The sequence below is a fragment of the Flavobacterium sp. AK-345 genome, assembly GCF_058310175.1.
The window spans coordinates 26053-53008 of sequence record NZ_JBZEER010000002.1; the positions used below are offsets into that span (position 1 = coordinate 26053).

Sequence of the window (26956 nt, forward strand, 5' to 3'; positions counted from 1 at the left end):
ATATGATTGGAATTTGGATTTTTTTGCTTCAATTTGTAATCGCTTAAAAAAGATTTAATTCTATCTATGAAGATACTTGTAATTCAGCAAAAAATGATTGGTGATGTTTTAGTCAGCAGCATTATATGCAACAATTTGCGTACTGCCTATCCTGACGCTCAAATCGATTATTTGGTTTATTCCTCAACAACTCCTGTTTTGGAAGGCAATTCAAGTATTGATAATATTATTCTTTTTGAAGAGAAACATCGAAAAAGCAAAAAGGAATTATTAAATCTTGCCTTTCAGATTCGTAAAGAAAAATACGATCTGTTAATCGATGCTTATTCAAAATTAGAAAGCTGGATTTTGGTTTTATTAAGTAATGCTAAAAGAAAAATATCATATAAAAAACCGGGAAGAAATTTTCTATATACAGATAATGTTCCATTTGAACCTTTTCCTAAAACAAACTTGGGCTTAGCAATAGAGAGGCGACTTTCGTTATTGGAACCTTTGGATTTAAAAATTAAAATAGATCCTATCCCTAAATTGTTTGTTTCAGAAAAAGAAAATCAGGAAGCGATTGCAATTTTTGAAAAACATCTGGTTCGAAAAGATCGAAAAACAGTTATGATTAGTCTTTTGGGAAGTGAAAAGCTAAAAACATATCCTTTAGACTTTATGGCAAAAGTTATTGATTATGTTGCTGATAATGCCGATGTAAATATTCTTTTTAATTATTTCCCCAAGCAGCTCGAAGAAGCCAAAACTGTTTTTAATACCTGCAAGCCTTCAACTCAGGAAAAAATTTATTTTGATTTACTAGGTGGAGATTTACGTTCTTTTATTGGTATTGTAAATCAATGCGATTTTATAATTGGTAATGACGGAGGAGCTATAAATATGGCAAAAGCGCTCGAAAAACCTTCGTTTATTATTTTTTCTCCGTGGATTGAAAAGAAAATCTGGGCTACTTTTGAAGATGGAATTCATCATCTTTCGGTACATCTAAAAGATTATCGTCCTGATTTATTTGAAAATAAAACTGAAAAAATGCTCAAAAAAGACGCATTATCTTTATATAAAGAATTTAAACCAGAATTTTTTGCAGCTAAAATTGAGTCTTTTTTAATCCAAAATCTTAGCACAAAATAAAATGATTTTGGCAGAAAAACAGCGGTTAACAGTTTTAATCATTACTTACAACGAAGAGTCGAATATAAAAACACTTCTTGACGATTTGGCTTTTGCCGATGAGATAATTGTGGTAGATTCTTTTAGTACCGATAAAACTTTTGAGGTTGTATCAGGATTTAAAAATGTAAAAATATTTCAGCGCACATTTGATAATTTTGCCTTACAACGCAATTATGCTTTAAATCTCGCCACAAATTCATGGATTCTTTTTATTGACGCCGATGAAAGATTGACGCCTAAACTTAAACAGGAAATAGATTTTACGATAAATCAAAAAGACAGCGCTTCGGCTTATTTTGTTTATCGAAATTTTATGTTCAAAAACAAAAAAATACGTTTCAGCGGCTGGCAAACTGACAAAATCATCCGACTTTTCAAAAAAGAACATGCACATTATAATGTCAATAAAATTGTGCATGAAAAATTAATTGTAAACGGAAAAACAAAAAAATTAAAACATAAACTGAATCATTACTCGTATTCCAGTTACAACGAATACAAGCAAAAAATGATTTTTTATGGAAAATTAAAAGCACAGGAACAATTTATAAAAAACACAAAACCAGGATTTTATCATTTTTATCTGCGCCCTGCTTATAAATTTTTAAATCAGTATTTTTTACGATTAGGAATTCTGGATGGCCGAAAAGGAATTATTATCTGTTACTTAAATGCTTTAAGCGTTTTTGTACGCTATCAGGAACTTAAAAAAATTATTAAACAAGCTAAGACTTCCAAAATTTAAGCTTCTTTTTCAGTCTTTTCTTTCTGGCAAATTCTTCTTGAAAATCTACCGTTGCTTTCCACATAGTGTCAAAAATTTCAGTTTCTGTTTTATCTTTATAAAACTTTGCATATTCATTGCTCATAACTGCAATCATTTCTTTTTGAGGCGTTAAGCGTCTAAAATTATTCATGCGCTGTTCAAAAGTCATATCGGCATGAAAGTTCATTCGGTTTAAATCAACCAGAAAAAAATCATATTTATTTTCAGTCTTTTTTTTGATTAAAGTATTTCCTGGTGAATGATCTAAAAACTCAACTCCTTTTTGATGTAAATCGAAAGTAAATTTCGAAAACTGTCTTAATATGTTGTCATGATCCGGATAATCAGGAATTTCTACTAGTTCTCTATAGGTCAATTCAGTAATTAAATGCTCACTTGCATAATAACTGTCTTTTAACCCAATAGCATTAAAATTTTCAAGAAATGCAATTGGCTGCGGAGTTCCAATCCCTTTTTCTAACAAAATTGTTGCAAATTCAAACGAACGTCTTGCTTTTGACTTTCGAAAATATTTGTAAGCAATTTTATTTACGATATTTGGTATTTTAAAAGATTTGATATTAACTGTTGTTCCGTTCAGTTCAAACAATTTTATTTTATTTCGATCACCATTTCCAAAAAGAGTTCCTGAATTATTAAACGTTTTAATATTATCAAGTACAGATAGGGTACTATTTTCAAAAGCGGGATTTACTTTAAAATTCATCAGTATATTTTTATAAACAACAAAAATACATATACAATTTAACACATCAAATTAATATTGTATTTTCGTGAAAAAATTAAGTAATGTCACAGCAAAAGAGTGTTTTTTTAGAAACTCATAACATAAATAACCGAGCAACCGGGTTAGGAACTTTTAATTATGAATTAATTAAAGGTATGGAACAACTTTCTTTTGACAACTTAAAAATCTACCTTAATTCCGGGAAACCGAATTTACTTAAAAATGAATTTGGAGACAAATTCAAATACCACCAATACAGATCTTTTCACAGGTACAAGTCCTTTAGACCTTTTGGCAAGTATGATTTATGGCATGCCGTAAATCAAAACACTAAAATTGAACCGCGTACAAATACAAAATATTTATTAACGATTCATGATGTAAATTTTGTTGAGGAAATATCTAAAGATATGGATCACAAAAGAAATTGCTTATTTAAAGAAAAACTGGAAAGAGCTACTGCAATTACTTATATTTCTGAATTTGCAAAAAAACAAACACATGACTATTTTAAAATTCCGGATGTTCCCGAATATATAATCTATAACGGAAACCCAATATCTACTTTATTAGATACATCTAATTTTGTTAGTAAGGTTCCTGTCGACAAACCATTTTTTTATACAATTGGTGACTTTATTGAGCGAAAAAATTATATCGCAATTATTAACATGATGAAGTCTGTAAAAGATTTTAACTTAATAATTTCCGGAAATGATACGAAAGAATATGGCGCAGTAATAAAAAAATTAATTGCCGATAATGGTCTTGGAAACCAAGTGTTTTTAACCGGAAGGGTAAGTGATGAGGGCAAGCAATTTTACATGAAAAATTGTGTTGCTTTTCTATTTCCTTCAATAAGAGAAGGTTTCGGACTTCCTCCTATCGAAGCAATGAGTTTTGGAAAGCCTGTATTTCTATCTGATAAAACTTCTTTACCGGAAATTGGCGGAAATGCAGCCAATTATTGGACTAATTTTGATCCTGACTACATGAAAACAGTTCTTTTTGAAGGATTGAATTATCACGAAAATAATAAAATTGAATGTCAGACGCTTTTAAAAGACAGAGCTGCCAGCTTTAATTGGAAGGAAGCAGCTGCTGCTTATTTAAAAGTTTACAATGATATTTTATATTAATTTATTTAAATAAAAATTTAAACCATTGTCCAAAGTTCTTCAAAGCTAAGTAAACTGGTGAAATGGTCAATACTTTAGAATTTACTACAAAATCCTTGATTTCTTTCAAATCTCTGCTCGGAAAATAATTTAGTTTTTTCCAGCGGTTCGGTTCTATGTAATAAAAATCTCTAAGTTCTTTATAATTTTTTTCGTTTACTTTAATCCACTTATCAATAAATCCGGCATTAACCTGACGTTTGTGCCCCCAATTTTCTAATTTAAAACGCAATTCTTTCTCTGTTCTTGACAACGATTCGTGTAAAACAATATTATTCGTATAAATTACACGAGAGCTTGTTCTTCTGGCTAAGTTATAGTTAGGATAATTTGTTGCAAATATTGCTTTCATTGGCAAATCAACATACAAAATTCCATTGTCTGTATATTTGTATAGTATAACCCAGAAAGCGGCTATTTGAATTTTATTTTTTTCGGGATTATCCAGATAATGATCGTGTTTTCTTAAATCTAAAACAAACTTTTCAAAATCAAAAAAGTACTCATCACTATCTACCTGAACAAGCCAGTTTCCAATTCCCATTTTCAAAGAAAGTAAATGACGCTCGCGAGTATCCATCTCTATTTCGGTTAAAGACGGCACGTAAAAATTATCCCTATAAATCTCGATTTTATTTTCGGTATCTATTTCTTTAAGCCATTCAAAAAAATCAGGGTTAACCTCAAACTTATTTCCAGACCATGTAATGTAATTTTCATCTATCGCAATAAATATTCTGTCAGATGCAGCATAAACAGGCGGTATGGATAATTTTAATTTTTCATAATCGTGCGAAAACAAAAAGCCTACATGTATTTTTTTCATAAATTCTATATTCAGGAAAGAGTATAAATTGAAATTACTTGTTAGGGGTTTTAGGCAAAAATAGTAATAATAAGCTAATAAAAGCTTTTAATAGTTTCCAGGGAACTGTAAAATTTTTAATATGCTGAAATTGTAAGAATCTTTTTGAATTTAAAACTTCTACTTCTTTATAATCCTCCATAAAAGCTGGAAAATATTTTTGAAAAGTTATTTTTTTCTCTTCATTATATAAATCCCTAAACTTTGGATTTGAAGAAATTCCGGTAAAATCATAAATAGCAATTGTTCTCTTCAAATATTTATAAGAAACATTTTTATAGCATATTGCATAAATAAAAAATTCCCAATCTGATGCAATTTTATAGTTTTCATTATAGTAAAAATAATCATCAAAAAGCGTTTTTCTTATAAAAGTCGACTGATGATTTATTGAGCTGTTATAAAAAAAAGAGAAACTTAATTTTTCAGGATATGTTTTTAATCTTTTTGAACCATTACTTTCTTTATAATTATCACCATAATAAATATCAAATTCTGATGTAAAATCCGGAATAGTATCTTCTAATACCGAATTATTATAAAAACAATCTCCACCATTCATAAAAATTACAAAATCTCCGGTAGCGATTTTAATTCCTTTATTCATAGCATTAAAAACACCATTGTCTTTTTCGCTGACCCAATGTGTGATTTTATCCTGATATTGTTCTATTAATTCTTTGCTTCCATCATTACTTCCTCCGTCTATTACAATAAATTCAAAATCTTTATACGTTTGATTGGTTACACTTTCCAGTGTTTTGCTTAATCCTTTTTTGTCGTTAAAATTTACTGTTATAACAGATACTTTACTCATATCAATTAATTATTATATTTTTTCCAAAATTTTAATTTCCTCCACATTTTTTTTCTCTTTCTTTTTTTGACTTTAAACTCTCTATTTAAAGTAAAAAAATCCGCCTCTTTATTAGGAAGCATTACTAATGGATGAGTTATCTGCAAAAGTTTTTCGGTTTTCAGATTCGAAAAAGCATCATTAGAATTGTCTGTATGTGTAGCATTTGCACCAAAACCAATATTACTAATCAAATTTACGTTTGGAATAATCGACAAGCCATTATTAAAAAAATTCGTTATTGTCCATTGATAATCCCAAGTGTCGATTTCATTTTTCAATAATTTATTAAAAATGCTTCTCCAGCTTTCTACTACAATGATATTATTAAAAATAAATTTGAAAGTATTCTCAATATCAGCACTTTTGTATTTCGCTAATTCGACATCATAATCAATCCAGGCTCTTCTCCAGGATGCCCAGCCCCAAACGTGAGTTAAATTTGAAAAATAATAACTATCATTTCCACGTTTTTGACCCATTTGTAAATTGGTGCCTCCAATATGTCTTATTCTTGTATCGAATCTGTATTTTTCGAGCATTGAATCACAAAAAACAAAAAAATCTTCAGAGGGTAAACAATCATCTTCTAAAATAATTCCTTCTTCTTCATTTTCAAAAAACCAGTCAATAGCAGATGAAACCGCATATTTACACCCTAAATTTTCTTCTCTAAATAATGTTTTAACCTCGCAATCCCAATCAATTTTTGCTGTAATTGCCCTGGTTTCATTGCAAATTTCTACTTCATTTGGCCTGTCTTTTCTTGCTCCATCTGCAGCTATATATAATTTAGAAGGTCTGTTATTTCTAATTTGTTCAAAAACTAATTCAGTTACATCCGGCCTGTTAAAAATCAAAAATAATACAGCTGATTTTGTTTTGTAGTTATTCATTTTTCAGATTATTTCTTCAATGCTTTTTGATACACAGCCAAACATTGCAAAGCTGCATTTTCCCAATTAAATTTCTTGCTTTGTTCCAATCCTTTTACAGCAAAATTTGCTCTTAAAGCATCATTTCCCAGAAGATCATTAATTTTATTTTTTAAATCTTCTTTACTATTTACATCAAAATATACACCAGCATTTCCTGCAACTTCAGGGAACGAACTATGATTTCCTAAAACAACAGGACATCCACAAGCCATAGCTTCTAAAACCGGAATTCCAAATCCTTCATACAGAGACGGAAAAACAAAACATTTTGCATTTTTATAAAAACTGCCCAACTCTTCTTCTTCAAAATCTTTCTGAATAATTTGATTTTCTAAACCAATTTCTTTTATAAGGTCATTCTCAGCTTTATTAAAATTTCCGCCACCTGCGCAAACTAAATACAGATTCGAATTCTTCTTTAAAAGCTCTTTGATGGCATCAGCCAGAAAAATAAAATTTTTATAATCTGCTCTGGATCCAACAAATAAAATATAATTAGATGGCAAATCCACTCTTATGTTTTCATTTACATTAATTGAAGTTCCATGATAAACCACTTCTATTTTTTCTTGTTCGATATGTGGATATAAACGTAAAATATCATTTTTCGTATTTTGAGAAACGGCAATTATTTTTGTTGCTTTTTCTATTAATAACAACTTATTTGTTGCCATTTTATCTGCATCTGAAAAATACTGAGGAAACAATTCATGAATCATATCATAAACTGTTAAAACAAAAGGTTTATTGTTGATATAATCTAAAAAATAAGGATCATAATAAGTGGGAATAAACAAATCACAATTGCTTTCTGACAAACCTTCGTTTATTGTTCTTGCATAATTTAATTTTTTGCTTTTTTTTCGAATACTTATTCCAAGTTTAGATAGAAGGTTCAGAAAAAAATTATGCTTTTTTTGTCTGTTATTATATAAGACGCTTTCTTTATAATAAATATTTTTAGTGTAAAACCATGGTATAATAACTTCTACATCGGGATTTCGGGATAAAACAGAAAATATCTCTGTATAATATCTTGAAACACCTCCATATTTTTGATAATTAAAAGCTTGTGAATCGAGTATTATCTTCATTCCTAAATTTACTTTTTTATATATTTTACATTTAAAAATAAATGTTTAAAATGACTGTACTAATTTTCAAACAAATTTGTTACATCCAATAAACAAAGTACAAACGTACATTAATTAAATGCTTTTTACATACATATTCGAATACTATTAACACATGAGATTCTTAGAGTTTATTAGTATCTTTGCGCCACTTTTATTAAATATATTGTTGTTATGGAAAATCTGAATCAGGAGATAATAAATGCTTATGAAGTTATTAAAGAAGGCGGAATAATACTTTACCCAACTGATACTGTATGGGGAATTGGTTGTGATGCTACAAATCCTGAAGCTGTTGCCAAAATATACAAACTTAAACAGCGTGCCGAAACACAAAGCATGATTGTTTTGATGAATGGTGAAAAAATGATGTACAATGTTTTTAAAAATATTCCTGAAGTTGCCTGGCAAATTTTAGATTTGTCTGAAAAACCAACTACCTTAATTTTGGATGAACCAAGAAATGTCGCTCCAAATATTATTGCAGCAGATAATTCATTGGGAGTTCGTGTAGTAAAAGAACCTTTTTGCTTTAAATTATTAGAAAGAATGAAAAAACCATTGGTTTCGACTTCGGCTAATATTTCTGGACAGCCAACTCCAATTGCATTTAAAGATATTAACCCTGAAATCGTTAAAGGTGTTGATTATGTTGTAAAATTAAATCAGGATAAAGTTGCTGGAAAACCTTCTACGATTATAAAACTAACAAACGATTCGCAGGTAAAAGTGATTCGTAAATAATTTTAGATTTTAGATTTTAGAGTGTAGATTTTAGATTATAAAATTTACTCTCTAAAATCTTTGAACCTTTGTAACTCTGTCTCTTTGTCCCTTTTTAAAGAGTTTTCAAACTCTCAATCAGCCAATCAATATCTTCTTTGGTATTATAATGACTAAATGAAATTCGAAGATTTGGTAATTTTAAATCCGTTTCCGAAAGCATTTCTTTTAAAACATGCGAAGGTTTTATACTTCCCGACTGGCAGGCGCTTCCTCTGGAAACGGCAATGCCCTTCATATCCAGACTAAATAATAACATCGAAGTTTTATCTTCAGAAAAAGGCAAAATGATATTGATGATATTATAGAAATCTTCTTTTTTACCGTTAATTCTAAAACCCGGAAAATGAATTTCTAATTGTTGAATAAGATACATTTTCAAGTCGGAAATATATTTTCTTTCTTCCTCTAAATTTTCATAGGTAACAGACAACGCTTTTGCCATTCCGGCAATTTGATGTACCGCTTCGGTTCCTGCGCGAAGTCCTTTTTCCTGTTCTCCACCAAAAATTAATGGCTGCAAACCTGAGTTTTTACGAATAAAAACAAAACCAATTCCTTTTGGCCCATGAAATTTGTGCGCGCTGGCAACAATAAAGTCAACAGTAGTTTTTTGCAAATCGATTTCGGTTTTACCCACAGACTGAACAGTATCTGAATGAAATAAAGTATTGTATTGCCTGCAAATAACACTAACTCTGTCAAGATCTAAAATAGCGCCTGTTTCGTTGTTTACGTGCATTAAACTGACAATAGTTTTTTTATCCTCAGATAATAAACTTGATAAATGGGTTAAATCGATACTTCCGTCGTGATTTACATCAACATAGTCAACTTGAATACCATAATCTGATTGTAAAGCTAAAACGGCATATAAAACCGCATGATGTTCAATTTTTGAAGTTATAATACGGGTTACTTTTAAATCTTCAACAGCCGAACGAAGAATCCAATTATCAGCTTCTGTACCGCCGGATGTAAATATAATTTCCTGTGCAGAACAATTTAACTGTTTAGCAATACTTTTTCTGGAAAGTTCTAAAATAGTTTTTCCATTTCGTCCAAAACTGTGCGTAGATGAAGGATTACCAAAATCTTCAGTCATCACTTTTGTCATTTCCTGAATAACTTCAGGTCGCATGGCTGTAGTTGAGGCGTTATCGAGATATACTTTTTTCATTAGTGCAAAGTTAAGAAATATCAATTGTGAATTCTTAAATATCATTTGCCAAATTTTTCACTATTTTTGACCCAAATAAAATTATGATGAGAAAATATGCAAGCTTACTGTTATTCGCATTTTTATTAAATGGCTGCGATGATGGTGATATAACTGTTGATAACGTTGACTTTAGTACAATTACAAACTCTGCAAGCTGTACTGATGAGAATTTATTGGTTTATAAACTTAAAACTCAGGAATCATTACTATTGCAAGTACCTGAAAATACTTTTCCGGAAAACCCGACACCTATAGATGTGCCAAATCAATATAATATTGACAATAGTACTTACAGACTTGTTTACAGAGGTTATGACGGAACAATAGCAGGAACATATATCTGTAGTTTAATTCCGCCAACATCACCTAAAGTTATAGATGAATGGTATGCTAAATCAGGGTTAATAGAAATAAAAACCGTACAAACAGCAACAGAACCTGACGCCAATAATGCTACTAGAATTAATGGATATAGTCATAACATTATAATTAAAAATGTTACTTATTCTGTTTCCGGTGTCGATGTAACTGTACCCGAAATTGTATTTGGAGACTTTGCTACAAAATTGGAAACCACATTAGATTTAACATTTGATGAAACAGCAGCACAATGTACTACATCAGGACAAATTTATAATTTTATTGTATCTGGAGCAGCTATAACAATTGATGCTGTAGAATCTGGTTTAATTCAAAACACTGTTACTCCATTAAATCAGCCAAGAACTGCGGTAATAGGTGCTACCAATAATAAACTTTTATACCGAGTTTACAACAGTACTTTGACCGAAGATTATTTTTGCCAAACTACTACTCCATCTACTCCATCTTTAAAAGAAACATGGACTGGAGCTACAGACACAAATGGTTCTATTGAAGTAACAACTACTACGGATGGACCAAATGCATTTAAGCACACAATTGTACTTAAAAATGTAACACTTCAAAAAGGAAACAGCAGCTTTAGATTAGGGAACACTTTTGCAATTGGATCGTTTTCAACAAGTGTTGCAAACTAAGATAATCCAATTCTTTTAAAGCTTTAAATTCTTACAAAAAAACATCCGTTTTAAAAATTGATTTCTCATCGAAATTGACTTTAAAAACGGATGTTTTTTTATGCTTTATTTTGAGTTTTTTCAATTCAATAAACAATCTTATTTATTGTTTTGCTTAATATAAACTTCTGTTGCTCCCAACCCATATTTTTGATAATTGGCATCCTGAAAATCTATTCCGTCATAACGGCCTAATAAAAAATCAAGTTCCGCTTTTAAGATTCCTTCGCCAACTCCGTGAATAAAAACAATTTTCGGAATTCGATTTCGAATCGCAAATTCGATATGTCTTTTTGCCGTTTCTGTCTGCAGAGTCAAGATGTCATAATTTGACATTCCACGTTTATTAGGAACCAATTTTTCAATATGCAAATCAAATTCCGGAGCGGCAATTTCACGTTTATCTTTCTTTTCTTTTACAAAACTTCTTGGTTTTGGCTCGGTTTTCTCTTTTGAAATTTCTTCTAAATTAATTCTTTTAATAGAATTCATTAAATTACTGGAATCTTGCATTTTAAGTAATTCATTGACAAAAAATGTCATCAAAAATCCATCTTCAGTTTCGATCAAAACTTCCTTGTTTTTTACAGAAACAACTGTTCCGTTTATGGCTTCGTCTAAAACAGAAACCTTATCTCCTTTATTCAACATCATGCTCCTCTTTTTCTTGATTTTTACTTGGCGTTTTTGCACTCAACTGCATCATTCCATACATGAAAACTGCAATAGCAATTACCATAATATAGATATTTTTTTCTGCCGAAACCTGCTCATATAAGGCAACCGAAATGGCAAGTATCATTATTAAAATTTTAAAAGCTTTCATATTTTAAAGTATAAGAATCCAAAAGTATGAAACTTTAAAATACTAGTTCCTACCTCCTGAAATGTTATCGGATATTTTTTTGTAAAATTGTAAAAAATAATCACTTTGAATTTAGAGAAATTTATGCTGCCTTGTTTGTTCAAAACGCTGTTCGGAATCGAGTGTCTGGGCTGTGGTTTTCAACGCGCATTATTCTTACTTTTTCAGGGTGATTTTTTTGCTGCTTTTAAGATGTATCCGGCACTTTATTCTACTCTTTTATTTTTCGGATTTGGAGCTTTATATCTTTTCCAAAAATCAAAAAATAATCAAAAAATGCTTTGGGTTTCGGCTGTCATAAATGGCATATTTATGGTTGTCGGATATTACTTCAAACACTTTTATTTTTAATTTTTTAACCTGAATTATTTCTTAATCTGATTCAGAATATCGTTCATCATTTCAATTTGTACTTTCTGAATTTCGATTAATTCCTGTTGCTGGTGCATAATCAAATGATCAATTTTATCATGAATCATTCTGATTTCAAGTTCAGATTTCAGATTGATCATGTAATCTTTTTTGGCACGGGTTCTGTCTTTTTCTTCCTGACGATTTTGGCTCATCATAATTACCGGAGCCTGCAATGCGGCAATGCACGAAAGAATCAAATTCAACAAAATAAACGGATAAGGATCAAATCCTTTATTCACCAAAATATAAACATTTGAACTAATCCAAATGACAATAAAAAGCAAAAACGAAATGATAAAAGTCCAGCTTCCGCCAAAGTCTGCCACTTTATCGGCTATTTTTTGACCAAAACTTCTAGTTTCTTCTTCATCTTCTACAATACTTACAATTGATTTATCTTCTTTTAAAGAGGTAATAACACTTTTTTCAAGATCAGATAATGTACCAATTTCTGTAGATAAATAATTTGAAACATATTTCTGGCGGTAGTCATTTAATTCTTTAACAGCAATAAAATCAGCATCACAAAAAGAAGGATGATCCTGAATAATAAGTCCTAAAATAGGATCATGGATAGATTTTCCTGAAACTTTTTCGTTTGCAGGAAAAGACAGGTTAGAAATAGCACTCTTAAAAGTCTGATTATTTTTCATTTTTAATATATTTGACTGGCTAAATTACACATTTAACTTCTTAAGAATCATATAAATTATTGCCTTTCAAAATTCTTTTATTTATCACAAATAGAATTCTTAAAACAAAATTTCTTTAGTTAATTCGTGCCTTTATTTACAAAAAACGCCTTACTTTTAACGTTTCAAAATTATTCATCCAATTTTTATAATTGTGTCAAAAAATACCATCATAGAGAATATAAAAGCTTTAAAAAGCCATTTAAATATAAATTACGGAATCAAAACTAAAACTGAAGATTTTACCGAAAAGCTTTTTTATACTCTTTTTGATTCAAATGCGCCTTTAGATCAAAGTATCGACGAACTCGAAATACGTTTTAAGGAAATAGCTGTTCTGGCCTGTAAAAAGCCTCAAAATATGTGCGAATCTATCTGGGATCGTTTCCTGGAAAAATTGCCCGGCGTTCTGGAAAAACTAAATCAGGATGCAGAATATATCTTAGAAAATGATCCGGCATCAAATAGTATTGATGAAGTTTATTTAGGCTATCCCGGTTTTTATGCCATTGCGATTTACAGATTAAGCCATGAATTATATCAGCTTGATTTGTTATTGTTTTCGAGATTAATGAGCGAATATGCACACCGTATTACCGGAACCGATATTCATGCCGGAGCACAAATTGCTTCGCCATTTTTTATTGATCACGCCACAGGAATTGTTATTGGAGAAACTACCGTGATTGAAAAAAATGTAAAAATTTATCAGGGAGTTACACTTGGTGCATTGAGCGTAAGCAAGGAAATGAAAAATGCAAAACGTCATCCAACTGTAGAAAAAAATGTTTGCATTTATGCCAACGCAACTATTTTGGGTGGTCAGACTACAATTGGCAAAAACAGTATTATTGGCGGAAATGCATGGGTAACAAAATCTATTCCGGCAGGTTCTATTGTCATGAATACCACTACAACTGAAGTTAAAATAAAAGAAATAAAATAATGGGTCCACAGAAATTGCTAAACCTAATTGGAAATACTCCATTGATGGAAACTGTCAATTTGGTTAAAAATAAAAACGTAAAACTTTTACTGAAATTAGAGGGAAATAATCCGGGCGGAAGCGTAAAAGACAGAGCAGCATACAATATGATTGCATCTGCCCTTGAAAGAGGCGATATAAAAAAAGGTGATAAATTAATTGAAGCAACGAGCGGTAATACCGGAATCGCACTTGCAATGATTGCGCAATTGTTTCAAATTGAAATAGAACTGGTTTTACCCGAAGATTCTACAAAAGAACGTACTCAAACTATGCGTGCTTATGGCGCTACAGTGATTTTAACGCCTGCCAGCGAAGGAATTATTGGTTCTCGGGACTATGCCGACAAAAAAGTCGCTCAAGGTGGTTATTTGATGCTAAATCAGTTTGCAAATGATGATAACTGGAAAGCGCATTACAAAACTACAGGTCCGGAAATCTGGAATGATACTGACGGAACTGTAACGCATTTTGTTTCGGCAATGGGAACAACGGGAACTATCATTGGAACTTCGACTTATTTAAAAGAAAAAAACCCTGCCATTCAAATCATTGGTGCGCAGCCAAGCGACGGATCTCAAATTCCAGGAATCCGCAAATGGCCAAAAGAATATTTACCGAAAATTTTTGATGCTTCAAAAGTAGATACTGTTGTTGATGTAAGCGAAGAAGAAGCCAGAGAAATGACAAAAAGATTAGCTCTTGAAGAAGGTGTTTTCGCCGGAATGAGCAGCGGCGGTTCTGTTGCAGTTGCCTTGAAAATCGCCGAACAATTAGAATCCGGAGTTATTGTTGCCGTTATCTGCGACCGCGGTGATCGTTATTTATCTTCGGATTTATTTGATTGAGGAATTAGCCACTAAGTCGCTAAGGCACTAAGTTTCTAAGTTTCTTATTGAGCTAAAAAATCAGCAACTTAGAAACTCAAATTCTTACAACTTTAAAAAACCTGTGTTAATCTGCTCAATCCGTAAAATCTGTGGGCAAAAAAGACGCACTGCTGTGCGCCTCTACAAAAAACCTTTGAACCTTTGCTACTATAAACCTCTGAACCTTAAAGAAATGAACTACAGAAAACTAGGAAAAACAAACTTCAATATATCAGAAATCTCACTTGGCACCTGGCAAGTTGGAGGGAAATGGGGATCTCCGTTTGATAATAAAACAGCAGACGAACTTTTGAATACAGCAATTGATAATGGTGTCAATTTTATTGATACTGCCGATGTTTACGAAAATGGATTGAGCGAAACTGCCGTTGGGCGTGTCGTTCGTTCAAGATCTGAGCGTATATATGTCGCTACAAAATGTGGGCGACAAATTAATCCGCATGTAAATGAAGGTTATCAGCCAAAAGTGCTTCAGAAATATGTTGAAGACAGTTTAAAAAGAATGGGATTGGAAACACTAGATCTGATTCAGCTACACTGTCCTCCTACCGAAGTTTATTATCGACCTGAGATTTTCGAAATGTTTGATCGTTTAAAAGATCAGGGCAAGATTTTAAATCTTGGCGTAAGCGTCGAAAAAGTCGAAGAAGCTTTGAAAGCAATTGAATATTCGAATGTTACAACGGTTCAGATTATTTTTAATTTATTTCGTCAGCGTCCGTCGCAATTATTTTTCTCAGAAGCCAGAAAAAAAGATATTGGAATTATTGCCAGAGTTCCTTTAGCAAGCGGACTTTTAACAGGCAAATTTGATGCAAAAACAACTTTTGAAGCAGATGATCATCGTAATTTTAATCGGAACGGAGAAGCCTTTGATAAAGGTGAAACTTTTTCTGGAATTGATTATGATTTAGGTTTAAAAGCGGTTCAGGAATTAAAAGCATTATTTCCCGAAGCTGAAAATCTGGCACCGTATGCCTTGCAATGGATTTTAGGTTTTGAAGATATTAGCTGTATTATTCCTGGAGCTTCAAAAACAAGTCATGTTTTGTCTAATTTATCAGTTTATGATCAGCCAAAATTAACTGCTGAAAAAATTTCGGCTATGAACGCTATTTATGAAGAATATATAAAACCTTCCGTTCATCATTTATGGTAACATTAAAGGTTCTGAGGTTCTAAGTTGCTAAGATGCTAAGTTTTTTTCTTATATAATTTTGCTGGAATGAGAAACATCAGCTTTTCAAAAGTAATCTTAGTACCTTAGCAACTTAGAATCTTAGAATCTTTTTTTCGAAATGCTTACAAAATCAAATTTTAAAGAATGGTTTAACCGGTATAAATATGCTGAATTAGCCAGTACAAGTGCTGCACTTTTAACATCACTTTTCAGTAAAATTTATAGCGGATTAACAACTGCATATTTGATTACGTTTGCAGAATATTTTGCTTTTTATGGTGTAATAATCTTTACTTCATACAGGAAATTAGCGAGGCAAAATAAGATTTTAGAAAAAACCACAACATTAAAAGATGTTATATCTCTTATAAAAAACCTGGCCTTAGAATTTGGGTATCCTGCATTTCTGGACTTTTTGGTAGTTCGCCCTTTTTGTATGTATTGGATGCCGATTTTATGCGGAAATTATTTCTTCGGAATTATTCTGGGAAAAATTACAGCCGATTCTTGTTTTTATTTTTTTACAATTATCAATTACGAAATTATAAAAAGGAGGAAAAACTAAATTTCAAATACAATTTTAAATTCAGCTCCTTTATTTTTTCCTTCGCTGGCAGCGGTTAATTCACCTTGGTTTCTTTCGATTATTTTTTTGCATAAATACAAACCAATTCCGGTTGAAGTTTCTTTTGCAGTTCCTAATCGGCTCATTTTGGTAAATTTCTTAAACAATTCATTAATTTGATTTTTATCAAAACCAATTCCGTTATCAGTAACAGTAATGATCAACTGGTCATTTTCAATGTACATTCTTACTTTAATTTCACTATCAAAATAAGAAAACTTAATAGCATTACTTATTAAGTTAACCAAAACCTGAACCAATAAACCTTCATCAATTCTAAGTTTAGCTTCTTCCAATTCTACACTCAGACTTAATTTTATATTTTTATCCAGCAAACGCTGCTCAACCTGTTCATTAATAAAGGGCAAAATATTCGGAAAAATAATCGTTTTTAATTCCTGATTCAATCTTACAACCTGATCTTGTTCATTTAATAGCTTTATAAAGTTTTCGATATATCTAAATTGCAAATCGGTCGATTCGCAAATTAAAGCAGCCATATCTTTTACAGATTGTGATGGATTTTCCTCAATAATTAATTTTGCCAGACCTTGCGGATTTCCTGCAAAGTTTTTCAAATCATGCGAAAGCATATAAATCAGATCCTGTTTTTCGTTGATAAAACTTTCGGCTTCATAAATAGATTCCTGAATATTACACATTAACAATCCCGCTTCATCAGAATATCCGGTTGGTAAAACAGATAATCTTCGATTGTTTCTGTAATCGTTCAAAGATTTTGATGCAATTGCTATAGGTTTTATCAATTGATTCAAAATCAACAATGTTATTAAAGTAGCCAACAAAGTCATTATCAAAGAAAAAACTAAAATAGAAGTTGGAGAGATAGCACTATTATAATAAAGGACAAAAAACAAAATTCCGATTAGAGGAATATGTATACCAATAAACGCAACAAATAAAAATTTGAAGGCATAACTCTTTTTTAAAAAGCTAATTTGTGAAAGCTTGTGGTACAACTTCATAAAAAAACAATACAAATAGGTTAAAAATGCAGCATTTGGGGATTGTTGCAAAGGCAAAGTTACCTTTTAAACGTTATTAAACTCAATAAATTGATAAAATTGGTAAAATATTTTGAAAATTAAATTTGTAAAAGTTTACAAACCCTTATTTTTGCGCTATGGGAAGAAAAAATACAGACAAAGTTGTCTTTCATCAAATTCCGGTTCTTGATGCCGGAGCAAAAGGAGTTTCAGTTGCGAAAGCTCCTGACGGAAAAGTAATCTTTATTCCGAATGTCGTGCCGGGAGATGTGGTTGACGTACAAACTTTCAAAAAAAGAAAGGCTTATTACGAAGGTAAAGCCGTAAAATTTCATGAATTATCAGAACATCGCATTGAACCTATTTGCGATCATTTTGGAGTTTGTGGAGGTTGTAAATGGCAAAACATGAAATACAGCCAACAGTTGTATTATAAACAAAATGAAGTAAAAAATCACTTACAACGTATTGGAAAAGTTGAACTTCCTGAATTTGAAACTATTTTAGGTTCAGAAAAACAGTTTTTCTACAGAAATAAAATGGAATTTTCGTTTTCTAACGCTCGTTGGTTAACCGAAAAAGAAATTGGAAGTACAGAAGATTTAGGAAACAGAAATGCACTGGGATTTCATATTCCGAAAATGTGGGATAAAATCCTTGATATCCAAAAATGTTATTTGCAGGAAGATCCTTCAAATGCGATCAGAAACGAAATTCGGGATTTTGCCAACGAACATAATCTGGCATTTTTTAACCCAAGAGAACAATCAGGTTTATTAAGAACTTTTATGATTCGTACTGCTTCAACGGGAGAAATCATGGTTTTGATTCAGTTTTTTGAAAATGACAAGAAAAATCGTGAACTTATTCTGGATCATTTATACGAGAAATTTCCGCAAATTACTTCATTGCAATATGTCGTAAATTCGAAGCAAAATGATACTATTTACGATCAGGATATAAAATTATACAAAGGAAGAGATTATATTCTGGAAGAAATGGAAGGTTTAAAATTTAGCATCAATGCTAAATCATTTTATCAAACCAATTCTGATCAGGCTTATGAACTGTATAAAATTACACGCGACTTTGCCGGACTTACAGGCGACGAAACTGTTTATGACTTATATACAGGAACAGGAACTATTGCTCAGTTCGTTTCTAAAAAAGCAAAAAAAGTAATTGGCGTAGAAAGTGTTCCGGAAGCAATCTTGGATGCTAAAGCAAATGCAGAACGCAATAATATTACAAATTGTGAGTTTTTTGTTGGTGACATGAAAGTAGTTTTCAATGAAGCTTTTATCGCACAGCATGGAAAACCTGACGTTATTATTACAGATCCGCCAAGAGATGGAATGCACAAAGACGTTATTGATCAAATCTTAAAAATTGCTCCTAAAAAAGTAGTTTACGTAAGCTGTAACTCGGCTACACAAGCACGCGATTTAGCTCTAATGGATGAAAAATACAAAGTAACCCGTGTTCGTCCGGTTGATATGTTCCCGCAAACGCATCATGTTGAAAATGTTGTACTTTTAGAACTTCGATAACTAAATTATAAATGAAAAAAATAATCTCATTTTTATTACTCTTTGCTTTTGGATTATCAGGTTGCGAGAAGGATGATATTTGTGACGCAAATACCCCAACCACTCCCCGATTAATAATTTCGTTTTACGATATTAATAATCCAACTGTAAAGAAAAAAGTAACAAGATTAAAAGTAATTGGCGACGGACAGACGGAAGGAATCGTTTTCAATAAAAGTGCCCTTGATGACGAAAAGTACATTACCAGCGGTGATTCTATTGGTATTCCATTAAAAACAGATGAAGATACAGTCACTTATAGTTTTATTTTAAATTCAGATAATACAAATGCAGATTTGGTTAATACTGATAAATTAAAATTTAATTATACCAGGCAAAATGTGTATGTATCAAGAGCTTGTGGTTTTAAAACTATTTTTAAACTGGATACTCAAACACCTTACGAACAAACAGATCCTACCAGTGATGGTTTATGGATGCAAAATATCGCCCCAATAAATCTTAACATTGAATACGAAGATGAAACACACATTAAAGTATACTTTTAGTATTTGCTTATTGCTTTCAATGTTTTTGGTCAACGCCCAAGATTCTACAGCAACAAAAAAAATCGTTCAGGAAAAATCAAAAGCTGCTACAAAACCAGTAATTCAGGAAGCAAAAACTGATACTGTTATTCCTCCAAAAACAAATCGCTATGGTTTGCGCGTGGGTGTCGATTTGTATAAACTAACCCGTGGTTTATATGATAAAGATTATAAAGGAATTGAAATTGTAGGTGATTTTCGTTTAACAAAAAAATACTATATAGCAGCAGAACTTGGTTTTGAAGATAAAACTACAGATGACGACAGATTAAACTCTACCGCAACAGGGACATATATTAAAGGTGGTTTTGATTATAACCTATACCAAAACTGGCTTGATATGGAAAACATCATAAGCATAGGTTTACGTGGTGGTTTTAGTACCTTTAGCCAACAATTGAACAGTTATAAAATTTACAACGCAAATCCTTATTGGGGTGAAGAACCTGCAATTGCTGCGGGACAAAAATTTGACGGCTTAACAGCAGGATGGCTTGAAGTTACAGCAGGTTTAAAAGCAAAAGTTTTTAATAATGTATTCGTAGGTTTCTCTGTTCAGTTAAAGCTTTTGGTAGCCAATAAAACACCTGATGGTTTTGATAATCTGTATATTCCAGGTTTCAACAGAACGTATGACGGTAATTTCGGAATTGGTTTTAACTATACTGTTTCTTACTTTATTCCGCTTTATAAGAAAAAAGTAATTATACCTGAAATTCAAAAAAGCAGTCCAAAGAAATAATTTTCATAAATAAATAAAAGCCACGAATTCACGAATTGATTATTTAATTCGTGAATTAGTGGCTTTTAAATTTTATATTTTTTAATTAAGACAATTGAAATTCAACTGCGGCTTTTGAATGAATCAGAGTTGTATCAAAAACAGGAACATCAACATCTTCAGGTAAAATCACTAGCGGAATTTCGGTACATCCTAAAATAATACCCTCAGCTCCTCTTTTTATTAATTCGTTTGCAATTTCCAGATAACGTTTTTTGGTTTCGGGAGTTACAAGTCCTTTTCCTAATTCTTCAAAAATGGTGGTGTGAATAAAATCTTTATCATTTTCACTTTCCGGAATAATAGCTTCAATTCCCTGAGCAACAAGCTTATCTTTAAAAAAATCCAGTTCCATTGTAAATTTGGTTCCCAATAAACCCACTTTTTTAAGATTTTGCTTCTGAATTTCTTTCGCTGTTTCTGTAGCAATATGAATAATTGGTAAATTGATGGCTTCTTCAAGTTTATCAGCAATTAAATGCATGGTATTAGCACATAAAATAATGGCTTCTGCTCCACCTGCTTTTAAAAACTGGCTGCCTTTTAAAAGCATCTTAAAAGTCGAATCCCAATCGTTGTTTTCGTTATTCTTTTTTATATCAGCATAATTGAAAGAATAAAGCAAACATTCTGAGAAGTTTAAATCTCCTATTTTCTCATTTATTCCCTGATTTATAAGTTTGTAATAATCAGCTGTAGAAACCCAGCTAATTCCGCCTATAAGTCCAATTATCTTCATAAATAACTATTTTTTAAATATTCCTTAATTATTTTTAACGCAGAGAACGCAAAGGTTTTTCGCAGAGTTCACTAAGATTTAAGTTGTGTTTACACAATCAAAGTCCGCAAAGCTTTGTGAACTTTAGAATTGATCTATTTAAGCAGAATCTGCGTGAAAAAAAAATCTTTATAATCCTTTGTGGCTAACTAAATTAACCTATTTCTCTAATTCCTTTTATAAAAATCCATTTCATGAAAAGCTTTTCACCGTCTTTGGTTTTTACCGCCTGAAATTTAGGCGAAATCAAAGTTGCCACAATAAAAGCCGTCATCGGAATCCAAAGTCCGGTTAATTGTGTATACGTTGCGACCAAAAAGCGACCTAAAATAAATAAAATCGCGAAACATCCTAATTGATATAAAAAAGCTCTTACTTGTAGTTTTGACATTTTTTTTTCTTTTAAAGGTTCAAAGTTACAGAGGTACAAAGGTGCAAAGAAAAAACCTTTGTCGCTTTGAACCTCTATCTCTTTGTACCTATTTATTCATTAATCTGAAACTTCGTTCTCTTACTTCCTTCGTACATTTCGTATTTTACCAAACGGGCTTCAAGACTTGCGTTAAAAAGTTTGATTTTTCTTGATGGCTTTAAACCTACAAATTTTAATGCTTCAAGATTTGCCGTGATAAACCAGGCATTTGTCCCCGGATAACTTTTCTTTAAAGTATCACCAATATTTTTGTAGAATTCTTCCATATGAATATCCAGACGCTCATCATAAGGAGGGTTGAAAACCATATGCAATTTTCCTTCAACAGCTTTTTCAGTATCAAAAAAGTTATCTTCAGAAATCGTAACGTAATCGTCAAGATTCGCATTTTTGATATTGTCTTTGGCTTTGTTAACAGCACTCGGAGCTTTATCAAAACCTTTAATAGTATAATGAAACTCTTTTGTTTTTTTCATTAAACTGTTTACAATCTGATCGAATAAATCATTATCCCAGTCTTTCCATTTTTCGAAGGCAAATTCTTTTCTGTTGATATTTGCCGGAATATTACAAGCGATCATAGCAGCTTCTGCAAGAAAAGTTCCAGATCCGCACATTGGGTCTAAAAAGTGACTTTGTCCTTCCCAACCCGATAATAACAAAATTCCTGCTGCCAAAACTTCGTTGATTGGCGCAATATTCGTAGCCGTTCTGTAACCACGCTGGTGCAATGAATTTCCTGAGGTATCCAAAGCCACCGAAACCTGATCTTTATCGATATGAACGTTAATTCTTAAATCCGGAAAAGCTTTATCAATACTTGGGCGTTGTCCCGTTCTTTCTCTAAACTGATCCACAATTGCATCTTTACATTTTTGAGAAACGAATTCTGAGTGATTAAAATAAGTAGAATGCACTGTAGCATCAATTACAAAAGTTTGGTTGGCGTTTAATAGCTTAGACCAGTTTACGCCCGAAATTCCTTTATATAATGCCTGTTCATTATTAGCTCTAAATGAGTAAATTGGTTTTAAAACTTTAAGTGCTGTTCTTAGCGATAAATTGGCTTTGTACATAAAACCTTTATCACCTTTAAAACTCACCATCCTTACCCCTTTCTCGACATCCTGCGCACCAAGATCACGCAATTCTTTTTCTAATATTTCCTCAAAACCAAAAAAACATTTGGCTATCATTCTAAAATTTTCTTCCATCTTTATTTTTGTTTAAAAAAAACTCCGATCGCATACACACATCTGATTATTCAGGTATCGTCACGAAATAGTTATTTTTCGGCAAAAATACACTAAATTTGCCGGACTTTGAATTAATTGAAATAGAATAAATGTCTGAAGCACCAAACTCATCAACACCAAATCAGGAGCGTAACACCGAAAACTGGTTTACATCATGGTTTGATACTCCGTATTATCACATTCTTTATAAAGACCGAAATTACAGAGAAGCGCAGATTTTTATGGATAATCTAACGCATTATTTAAACTTGCCCGAAAAAGCAAAAGTTCTTGATTTAGCTTGCGGAAAAGGGCGTCATTCTATTTATTTAAACCAACTAGGTTTTAATGTTTTAGGAGCAGATTTATCTGAAAACAGTATTGCCGAAGCCAATAAAAATAGCAACGAAACCCTGCATTTTAAAGTGCACGATATGCGCGAACCTTTTGAAGAAAAATTCGACGCAATTTTTAATCTGTTTACCAGTTTTGGTTATTTCGAAAGTGACGATGACAATCTAACGACCTTAAAAGCCATTAAGGAAAGTTTATCAGAATATGGCTTTGCTGTAATTGATTTCATGAATGTTAATCAGGTAATTGAAACCCTGGTACCAGAAGAAACTAAAACTGTTGAAGACATCGATTTTAAAATAAAAAGATATGTTCAGGACGGTCATATTTTTAAGGAAATAGATTTTGAAGATCAAGGCAGAAAATACCATTTTACCGAAAAAGTAAAAGCTTTAACCCTAAAAGATTTTGAAGAATTAATGGCTGAAGCCGGAATTTTTCTATTGGATATTTTTGGAGACTACAAACTCAAAAAATTCCACAAAACCGAAAGCGAACGATTAATCATGATTTTTAAATAAATTGGTGAATCGTTTAATTGTTTAACCGTTTAATCGCTAAGCAAAAAAACAATTAACCGATTAAACGAATCAACGATTAAACAATAAAGATGAACTATTTATTACCCTTATTTTCTGTACTTCTGGGCTATGCTGTGGCTTTGTTTTTAAAACCAAAAAACAAAACCAATCTAAAACTATTATTGGCATTTAGTGGTTCTTTTTTATTATCGTTAACCGTAATGCATTTATTACCTGAAGTTTACGAATCTCACAATCACAATATTGGTTTATTTATTATGATTGGGATTTTATTTCAGATCATTCTGGAGTTTTTTTCAAAAGGTGCAGAACACGGACACGTTCACGGGCATGCACAAATGTCACAAATTCCGTGGCTCCTGTTTATAAGTCTGTGTATCCATGCTTTTCTTGAAGGTTTTCCGGTAAGCCATCATCATGGTTTAGCGGTTGGAATTGCGATTCATCATTTGCCAATTGCCGTGATTTTAACCACGTTTTTCATCAACGCAGGTTTAAACAAAAAAGCCATTTTTGCTTTTATGATTACTTTCGCCATTATGACGCCGCTTGGTACAATTGCTTCAGAATATTTACCCGTTTTAAATCACTATTATACTGAAATTACAGCCATTGTAATTGGTATTTTATTCCATATTTCGTCAACAATTATTTTTGAAAGCAGCGAAGGACATAAATTCAATATCGCCAAAGTTTCCATGATTGTTCTGGGAATTTTACTTGCATTTTTATTATAATTAGGGCGTGACCAAATTCACAAAAGGCGCTATTTAACAAGCCGCTTATGAGCGCCTTTCGCAAATTCGGTCGGGCTATCCGCATTACTTCGGTAATTTGCTCCTATCCCTCACGCAACAAAACAAAAGAACATCCAGTGCATCCATTTTCATAATTCAATTTTCTAATTGACTAATTATCTAATTAGTTTCCAGTTCTCTTTTTCTCCTCCTGATTTCCAAAAGCTCTCTCCTTCACATTTATCTTTTTATTCCCGAAATTATAAACCACTGATAAACGTACGAATCTATTACTTTCCGTTTGACTGTAAACCTGTTTTACGCCATTTACAACCGAAGTAAAATCTTTTAAATAAGACGTATTAAAAATATCATTTGCCAAGAATGCAATTTGCATCGTTTTATTAAACAAATCCTGTTTAAAACCAATATCAAAGCTAGACGTATATCCTATTTCATATAAACCACTTTTAAAAGGTGTGCTGTACGCAAAGTCAATTTGCAGCTTTGTAGTTTTCCCTAATATAAAAGTATTATTTGTCGAAAAATCAATTTGTAAACTATTTGATGGCGTTGCATCGATATCTTTAATAAATTCAGTTTTTGCCCCTAAAAAGTATAATGAATTTTCGCTTGACCACCAATCTGCAAAAGTTGCCGAATAACTCTCTCCAACTCCGTAACTCAAATTTTTAAAATAATTCTCACGTGTTACAATTTGTGTATTTGTTTCCGGATTTGAAGTAAATAAAACACCGTAACCATTTGTAACAGAATTAACAAAAACACTTGTTCTCAGGATTTCTTTATACGAATGCGCAAACTCAAAATTATCACTAAAAGAAGGTTTCAAAAACGGATTTCCTTCAGAATAACTATTACTACTAATGTAAATTCTAAACGGATTCAATAAATCAAAACGAGGTCTGTTAATTCGTTTTCCATAATTTAAACTGAATGTATTATTTTCATTTTTCTTGTAAGAAGCATAAAATGTTGGAAACAATTTCAAATAATTATTCTCTGTTTCCTGATTCAGCGTTTCAGAAAATCCTGTAGTTTGAGTATTTTCCAATCTCAATCCCAATTGAAAATTCCATTTCTCATTGATTTTTTTATCTGCATTAACATAAACTGCCTGATTATTTTCGGTATACTTAAATCGGTTGGATTGGTTAGGATCAAGTTCCGGTGTTCCTGTAATTGTATTGTAATAAAGTATATCGCTAATACTATTTGTAAAACTCATTTTGGCACCGTAAGACAAATTGATCGTTTGAAGCGGATGTTCCATATCGGCCTTAAAACTCCAGTTATCAATATCCTGATTCGAAATATTTCTTCCCGCCTGATTTACATCTGTAAATATCATATCTGGTGTATAATTATTAGCTATAAAATTTCTGTCGAATTTTGAATCGTAATTAAAATAATCCACATCAACAGACAATTTTCGTTTCAAAGAATCTAGTTTAGTGATCAAATGTGCGTTATAAGTTTGATTTCCTGATCCTCTATCGGTATTACTTTTATTCAACGTAATTTTGTCCAATTGATTTTGAGTATTATAGTTATGAATCGAAATATCCGATTTAAAATCAGGATTGTTTCTGTCATTCAAATATTGAAAACCAATCGTAGTACGCTCAGAAAGGTCATAATCTAAAGCCAATTTTCCGGAAAGGTTTTCCGTTTTTACCTTCGTTACACTTTTCATATGCGAAAGTCCGTCAGGAAAATATATCTTTAAATCGTCAGTAGCATTTATATAACCCGTTTTTGCATTTACGCTGGAAGAAAATCTAAACTTGTTTTTATTGTAAAAGAAATTATCTCTTAAAGTAGAAACACCAAATTTGTTTTGATCGTAAGAAACTGTCGTCGTATTTTTCCAGGAATCACGAACTCCTTTTTTCATAATAATATTAATCAGTCCGCCAGTTCCTTCAGCGTCATATTTTGCCGGCGGATTGCTGATAATTTCAATATTCTTAATATCACTTGCCGATATCGATTTTAAAAAACTATTCAGTTCTTCGCCTGTTAGTTCAATAATTCTTCCATCAATCATAACTCGCGAAGTTCCTTTTCCTAATATATTGATCGTGTTATTCTGCACCACAACGCCAGGCGCGGTGTTAATAGCACTTAACGCATCTCCGCCAACCGTAGTAACATTATTTTCAAGATTATAAACCAAACGATCTGTTTTTTGTTCGATCGTTTTCTTTTTGGATTGAACGACAACTTCACCTAAAGTGGTGGCGTTCTCTTTCAAAATGATAGTTCCTAAATCAGTATTATTTTCTATCGAAATTTCTTTTTCATAATCTGTAAATCCCAAAAGACTAACGCCTATTTTATAAGAACCTTTTTTAAGATTGATTTCAAAAGTTCCATCTTGTTTCGTTGTTGTTCCGTCAACAATTTTTTCTTCTGAATTTAAGATTGAAACATCTGCCCATTCTAATGGAGTTATTTCGCTTGCTATTTTTCCTTTTAATTTAAATGTTGATTGTGCTATACAAAAGAATGGCAATAATAAAAAGATAAGGAGGTTTGCTTTTTTCATGAT

Annotated in this window: 29 protein-coding genes; 15 read left to right on the forward strand and 14 right to left on the reverse strand. The window is 31.7% G+C overall.

Annotated elements, in window-relative coordinates:
• The first annotated feature begins 66 nt into the window (after positions 1-66).
• Positions 67-1137, forward strand: a complete 1071-nt coding sequence (locus AC4FQ3_RS04390; RefSeq protein WP_491181024.1) for a glycosyltransferase family 9 protein — start codon at positions 67-69, stop codon at positions 1135-1137.
• A gap of 1 nt (position 1138) precedes the next feature.
• The gene (locus AC4FQ3_RS04395; protein ID WP_491181025.1) at positions 1139-1924 is read left to right on the forward strand and encodes a glycosyltransferase family 2 protein; all 786 of its coding nucleotides are present in this window, start codon (positions 1139-1141) and stop codon (positions 1922-1924) included.
• On the opposite strand, the gene AC4FQ3_RS04400 is transcribed toward AC4FQ3_RS04395, so the two are convergent.
• On the reverse strand, positions 1905-2672 hold the full coding sequence (locus AC4FQ3_RS04400; RefSeq protein WP_491181026.1) for a Kdo domain containing protein: 768 nt from the start codon (positions 2670-2672) through the stop codon (positions 1905-1907). The two genes, AC4FQ3_RS04395 and AC4FQ3_RS04400, sit on opposite strands and share 20 nt — an antisense overlap.
• Positions 2673-2755: 83 nt before the next feature.
• Here AC4FQ3_RS04400 and AC4FQ3_RS04405 point away from each other — a divergent pair, with 83 nt between their 5' ends.
• Positions 2756-3832 (forward strand): glycosyltransferase family 4 protein, encoded by a 1077-nt coding sequence (locus AC4FQ3_RS04405; RefSeq protein ID WP_073393562.1) that lies wholly within the window; start codon positions 2756-2758, stop codon positions 3830-3832.
• 1 nt (position 3833) lies between these two features.
• Here AC4FQ3_RS04405 and AC4FQ3_RS04410 read toward each other — a convergent pair whose 3' ends face one another.
• The 4 genes from AC4FQ3_RS04410 to AC4FQ3_RS04425 are packed head-to-tail and all read right to left on the reverse strand — an operon-like array spanning position 3834 to position 7624.
• Positions 3834-4697 (reverse strand): hypothetical protein, encoded by an 864-nt coding sequence (locus AC4FQ3_RS04410; protein WP_491181027.1) that lies wholly within the window; start codon positions 4695-4697, stop codon positions 3834-3836.
• Positions 4698-4731: 34 nt separating this feature from the next.
• The gene (locus AC4FQ3_RS04415) at positions 4732-5553 is read right to left on the reverse strand and encodes a glycosyltransferase family 2 protein (protein WP_491181028.1); all 822 of its coding nucleotides are present in this window, start codon (positions 5551-5553) and stop codon (positions 4732-4734) included.
• 5 nt (positions 5554-5558) lie between these two features.
• On the reverse strand, positions 5559-6488 hold the full coding sequence (locus AC4FQ3_RS04420) for a nucleotide-diphospho-sugar transferase (protein WP_491181029.1): 930 nt from the start codon (positions 6486-6488) through the stop codon (positions 5559-5561).
• A gap of 8 nt (positions 6489-6496) precedes the next feature.
• Positions 6497-7624: a glycosyltransferase family 4 protein gene (locus AC4FQ3_RS04425; RefSeq protein ID WP_491181030.1), complete on the reverse strand. Its 1128-nt coding sequence runs from the start codon at positions 7622-7624 to the stop codon at positions 6497-6499.
• A 213-nt stretch (positions 7625-7837) separates the two neighbouring features.
• On the opposite strand from AC4FQ3_RS04425, the gene AC4FQ3_RS04430 reads away from it, so the two are divergent.
• Positions 7838-8407, forward strand: coding sequence for an L-threonylcarbamoyladenylate synthase (locus AC4FQ3_RS04430; RefSeq protein WP_073393550.1), 570 nt, complete (start codon positions 7838-7840; stop codon positions 8405-8407).
• A gap of 94 nt (positions 8408-8501) precedes the next feature.
• On the opposite strand, the gene AC4FQ3_RS04435 is transcribed toward AC4FQ3_RS04430, so the two are convergent.
• On the reverse strand, positions 8502-9626 hold the full coding sequence (locus tag AC4FQ3_RS04435) for a cysteine desulfurase family protein (RefSeq protein ID WP_491181031.1): 1125 nt from the start codon (positions 9624-9626) through the stop codon (positions 8502-8504).
• A gap of 83 nt (positions 9627-9709) precedes the next feature.
• Here AC4FQ3_RS04435 and AC4FQ3_RS04440 point away from each other — a divergent pair, with 83 nt between their 5' ends.
• Positions 9710-10687, forward strand: coding sequence for a hypothetical protein (locus AC4FQ3_RS04440; RefSeq protein WP_073393546.1), 978 nt, complete (start codon positions 9710-9712; stop codon positions 10685-10687).
• Positions 10688-10825: 138 nt separating this feature from the next.
• On the opposite strand, the gene AC4FQ3_RS04445 is transcribed toward AC4FQ3_RS04440, so the two are convergent.
• Together AC4FQ3_RS04445 and AC4FQ3_RS04450 are read right to left on the reverse strand one after the other, a co-directional pair.
• Complete coding sequence (locus tag AC4FQ3_RS04445; RefSeq protein WP_042564174.1) at positions 10826-11377, reverse strand: DUF8465 domain-containing protein; 552 nt, start codon at positions 11375-11377, stop codon at positions 10826-10828.
• Positions 11367-11552: a hypothetical protein gene (locus tag AC4FQ3_RS04450; protein ID WP_073393544.1), complete on the reverse strand. Its 186-nt coding sequence runs from the start codon at positions 11550-11552 to the stop codon at positions 11367-11369. Before AC4FQ3_RS04450 ends, AC4FQ3_RS04445 begins: the two co-directional genes overlap by 11 nt.
• Before the next feature lie 105 nt (positions 11553-11657).
• On the opposite strand from AC4FQ3_RS04450, the gene AC4FQ3_RS04455 reads away from it, so the two are divergent.
• A complete protein-coding gene (locus tag AC4FQ3_RS04455) occupies positions 11658-11942 on the forward strand; it encodes a DUF2752 domain-containing protein (RefSeq protein ID WP_491181032.1) in 285 nt (94 codons plus the stop codon).
• A 14-nt stretch (positions 11943-11956) separates the two neighbouring features.
• Here AC4FQ3_RS04455 and AC4FQ3_RS04460 read toward each other — a convergent pair whose 3' ends face one another.
• On the reverse strand, positions 11957-12658 hold the full coding sequence (locus AC4FQ3_RS04460; protein WP_042564171.1) for a DUF1003 domain-containing protein: 702 nt from the start codon (positions 12656-12658) through the stop codon (positions 11957-11959).
• Positions 12659-12851: 193 nt separating this feature from the next.
• Here AC4FQ3_RS04460 and epsC point away from each other — a divergent pair, with 193 nt between their 5' ends.
• The 4 genes from epsC (at position 12852) to AC4FQ3_RS04480 (ending at position 16317) form a co-directional block, all read left to right on the forward strand.
• Positions 12852-13643 (forward strand): serine O-acetyltransferase EpsC, encoded by a 792-nt coding sequence (epsC, locus tag AC4FQ3_RS04465; protein ID WP_042564170.1) that lies wholly within the window; start codon positions 12852-12854, stop codon positions 13641-13643.
• Positions 13643-14530, forward strand: coding sequence for a cysteine synthase CysM (cysM, locus tag AC4FQ3_RS04470; protein ID WP_491181033.1), 888 nt, complete (start codon positions 13643-13645; stop codon positions 14528-14530). Before epsC ends, cysM begins: the two co-directional genes overlap by 1 nt.
• A gap of 214 nt (positions 14531-14744) precedes the next feature.
• Positions 14745-15731 carry an aldo/keto reductase gene (locus AC4FQ3_RS04475; protein WP_491181034.1) on the forward strand — a complete coding sequence of 329 codons (987 nt, stop codon included), beginning with the start codon at positions 14745-14747 and terminating at the stop codon, positions 15729-15731.
• A 139-nt stretch (positions 15732-15870) separates the two neighbouring features.
• On the forward strand, positions 15871-16317 hold the full coding sequence (locus AC4FQ3_RS04480; protein ID WP_073393534.1) for a hypothetical protein: 447 nt from the start codon (positions 15871-15873) through the stop codon (positions 16315-16317).
• Here AC4FQ3_RS04480 and AC4FQ3_RS04485 read toward each other — a convergent pair.
• Positions 16314-17189: a sensor histidine kinase gene (locus AC4FQ3_RS04485; protein ID WP_242607187.1), complete on the reverse strand. Its 876-nt coding sequence runs from the start codon at positions 17187-17189 to the stop codon at positions 16314-16316. The two genes, AC4FQ3_RS04480 and AC4FQ3_RS04485, sit on opposite strands and share 4 nt — an antisense overlap.
• 332 nt (positions 17190-17521) lie before the next feature.
• Between AC4FQ3_RS04485 and rlmD the strand changes: the two genes are divergently transcribed.
• Genes rlmD through AC4FQ3_RS04500 form a run of 3 tightly spaced genes read left to right on the forward strand, consistent with a single transcriptional unit; the run spans position 17522 to position 20263 of the window.
• Positions 17522-18934, forward strand: coding sequence for a 23S rRNA (uracil(1939)-C(5))-methyltransferase RlmD (gene rlmD / locus AC4FQ3_RS04490; protein ID WP_042564165.1), 1413 nt, complete (start codon positions 17522-17524; stop codon positions 18932-18934).
• Between the two features lie 11 nt (positions 18935-18945).
• Positions 18946-19482 carry a DUF6452 family protein gene (locus AC4FQ3_RS04495; protein WP_073393528.1) on the forward strand — a complete coding sequence of 179 codons (537 nt, stop codon included), beginning with the start codon at positions 18946-18948 and terminating at the stop codon, positions 19480-19482.
• Positions 19454-20263: a DUF6048 family protein gene (locus AC4FQ3_RS04500; RefSeq protein WP_491181035.1), complete on the forward strand. Its 810-nt coding sequence runs from the start codon at positions 19454-19456 to the stop codon at positions 20261-20263. Before AC4FQ3_RS04495 ends, AC4FQ3_RS04500 begins: the two co-directional genes overlap by 29 nt.
• Before the next feature lie 85 nt (positions 20264-20348).
• Here the strand turns inward: AC4FQ3_RS04500 and AC4FQ3_RS04505 are convergent, their stop codons facing one another.
• From AC4FQ3_RS04505 to AC4FQ3_RS04515, 3 genes are all read right to left on the reverse strand, one after another.
• A complete protein-coding gene (locus AC4FQ3_RS04505) occupies positions 20349-21041 on the reverse strand; it encodes an aspartate/glutamate racemase family protein (RefSeq protein ID WP_491181036.1) in 693 nt (230 codons plus the stop codon).
• A 193-nt stretch (positions 21042-21234) separates the two neighbouring features.
• Positions 21235-21471: a hypothetical protein gene (locus AC4FQ3_RS04510; protein WP_042564161.1), complete on the reverse strand. Its 237-nt coding sequence runs from the start codon at positions 21469-21471 to the stop codon at positions 21235-21237.
• 92 nt (positions 21472-21563) lie between these two features.
• Positions 21564-22727, reverse strand: a complete 1164-nt coding sequence (locus tag AC4FQ3_RS04515; RefSeq protein ID WP_491181037.1) for a THUMP domain-containing class I SAM-dependent RNA methyltransferase — start codon at positions 22725-22727, stop codon at positions 21564-21566.
• A gap of 131 nt (positions 22728-22858) precedes the next feature.
• Between AC4FQ3_RS04515 and AC4FQ3_RS04520 the strand changes: the two genes are divergently transcribed.
• On the forward strand, positions 22859-23623 hold the full coding sequence (locus AC4FQ3_RS04520) for a class I SAM-dependent methyltransferase (protein ID WP_042564159.1): 765 nt from the start codon (positions 22859-22861) through the stop codon (positions 23621-23623).
• An 89-nt stretch (positions 23624-23712) separates the two neighbouring features.
• Positions 23713-24381, forward strand: a complete 669-nt coding sequence (locus AC4FQ3_RS04525; RefSeq protein ID WP_491181038.1) for a ZIP family metal transporter — start codon at positions 23713-23715, stop codon at positions 24379-24381.
• Positions 24382-24565: 184 nt separating this feature from the next.
• On the opposite strand, the gene AC4FQ3_RS04530 is transcribed toward AC4FQ3_RS04525, so the two are convergent.
• A complete protein-coding gene (locus tag AC4FQ3_RS04530) occupies positions 24566-26953 on the reverse strand; it encodes a TonB-dependent receptor (RefSeq protein ID WP_491181039.1) in 2388 nt (795 codons plus the stop codon).
• Positions 26954-26956: the final 3 nt, after the last annotated feature.

Bases quoted from the DNA above. Each gene is read 5' to 3' on its own strand.
- AC4FQ3_RS04415 (WP_491181028.1), bottom strand. From the start codon at position 5,553: ATGAGTAAAGTATCTGTTATAACAGTAAATTTTAACGACAAAAAAGGA.
- AC4FQ3_RS04400 (WP_491181026.1), bottom strand. From the start codon at position 2,672: ATGAATTTTAAAGTAAATCCCGCTTTTGAAAATAGTACCCTATCTGTA.
- AC4FQ3_RS04445 (WP_042564174.1), bottom strand. From the start codon at position 11,377: ATGTTGAATAAAGGAGATAAGGTTTCTGTTTTAGACGAAGCCATAAAC.
- AC4FQ3_RS04395 (WP_491181025.1), top strand. From the start codon at position 1,139: ATGATTTTGGCAGAAAAACAGCGGTTAACAGTTTTAATCATTACTTAC.
- AC4FQ3_RS04475 (WP_491181034.1), top strand. From the start codon at position 14,745: ATGAACTACAGAAAACTAGGAAAAACAAACTTCAATATATCAGAAATC.
- AC4FQ3_RS04495 (WP_073393528.1), top strand. From the start codon at position 18,946: ATGAAAAAAATAATCTCATTTTTATTACTCTTTGCTTTTGGATTATCA.
- cysM (WP_491181033.1), top strand. From the start codon at position 13,643: ATGGGTCCACAGAAATTGCTAAACCTAATTGGAAATACTCCATTGATG.
- AC4FQ3_RS04420 (WP_491181029.1), bottom strand. From the start codon at position 6,488: ATGAATAACTACAAAACAAAATCAGCTGTATTATTTTTGATTTTTAAC.
- AC4FQ3_RS04430 (WP_073393550.1), top strand. From the start codon at position 7,838: ATGGAAAATCTGAATCAGGAGATAATAAATGCTTATGAAGTTATTAAA.
- AC4FQ3_RS04405 (WP_073393562.1), top strand. From the start codon at position 2,756: ATGTCACAGCAAAAGAGTGTTTTTTTAGAAACTCATAACATAAATAAC.
- AC4FQ3_RS04480 (WP_073393534.1), top strand. From the start codon at position 15,871: ATGCTTACAAAATCAAATTTTAAAGAATGGTTTAACCGGTATAAATAT.
- AC4FQ3_RS04525 (WP_491181038.1), top strand. From the start codon at position 23,713: ATGAACTATTTATTACCCTTATTTTCTGTACTTCTGGGCTATGCTGTG.
- AC4FQ3_RS04440 (WP_073393546.1), top strand. From the start codon at position 9,710: ATGATGAGAAAATATGCAAGCTTACTGTTATTCGCATTTTTATTAAAT.
- AC4FQ3_RS04425 (WP_491181030.1), bottom strand. From the start codon at position 7,624: ATGAAGATAATACTCGATTCACAAGCTTTTAATTATCAAAAATATGGA.
- AC4FQ3_RS04450 (WP_073393544.1), bottom strand. From the start codon at position 11,552: ATGAAAGCTTTTAAAATTTTAATAATGATACTTGCCATTTCGGTTGCC.
- AC4FQ3_RS04510 (WP_042564161.1), bottom strand. From the start codon at position 21,471: ATGTCAAAACTACAAGTAAGAGCTTTTTTATATCAATTAGGATGTTTC.
- AC4FQ3_RS04390 (WP_491181024.1), top strand. From the start codon at position 67: ATGAAGATACTTGTAATTCAGCAAAAAATGATTGGTGATGTTTTAGTC.
- AC4FQ3_RS04530 (WP_491181039.1), bottom strand. From the start codon at position 26,953: ATGAAAAAAGCAAACCTCCTTATCTTTTTATTATTGCCATTCTTTTGT.
- AC4FQ3_RS04410 (WP_491181027.1), bottom strand. From the start codon at position 4,697: ATGAAAAAAATACATGTAGGCTTTTTGTTTTCGCACGATTATGAAAAA.
- AC4FQ3_RS04520 (WP_042564159.1), top strand. From the start codon at position 22,859: ATGTCTGAAGCACCAAACTCATCAACACCAAATCAGGAGCGTAACACC.
- AC4FQ3_RS04515 (WP_491181037.1), bottom strand. From the start codon at position 22,727: ATGGAAGAAAATTTTAGAATGATAGCCAAATGTTTTTTTGGTTTTGAG.
- AC4FQ3_RS04500 (WP_491181035.1), top strand. From the start codon at position 19,454: ATGAAACACACATTAAAGTATACTTTTAGTATTTGCTTATTGCTTTCA.
- AC4FQ3_RS04460 (WP_042564171.1), bottom strand. From the start codon at position 12,658: ATGAAAAATAATCAGACTTTTAAGAGTGCTATTTCTAACCTGTCTTTT.
- AC4FQ3_RS04485 (WP_242607187.1), bottom strand. From the start codon at position 17,189: ATGACTTTGTTGGCTACTTTAATAACATTGTTGATTTTGAATCAATTG.
- rlmD (WP_042564165.1), top strand. From the start codon at position 17,522: ATGGGAAGAAAAAATACAGACAAAGTTGTCTTTCATCAAATTCCGGTT.
- AC4FQ3_RS04505 (WP_491181036.1), bottom strand. From the start codon at position 21,041: ATGAAGATAATTGGACTTATAGGCGGAATTAGCTGGGTTTCTACAGCT.
- AC4FQ3_RS04435 (WP_491181031.1), bottom strand. From the start codon at position 9,626: ATGAAAAAAGTATATCTCGATAACGCCTCAACTACAGCCATGCGACCT.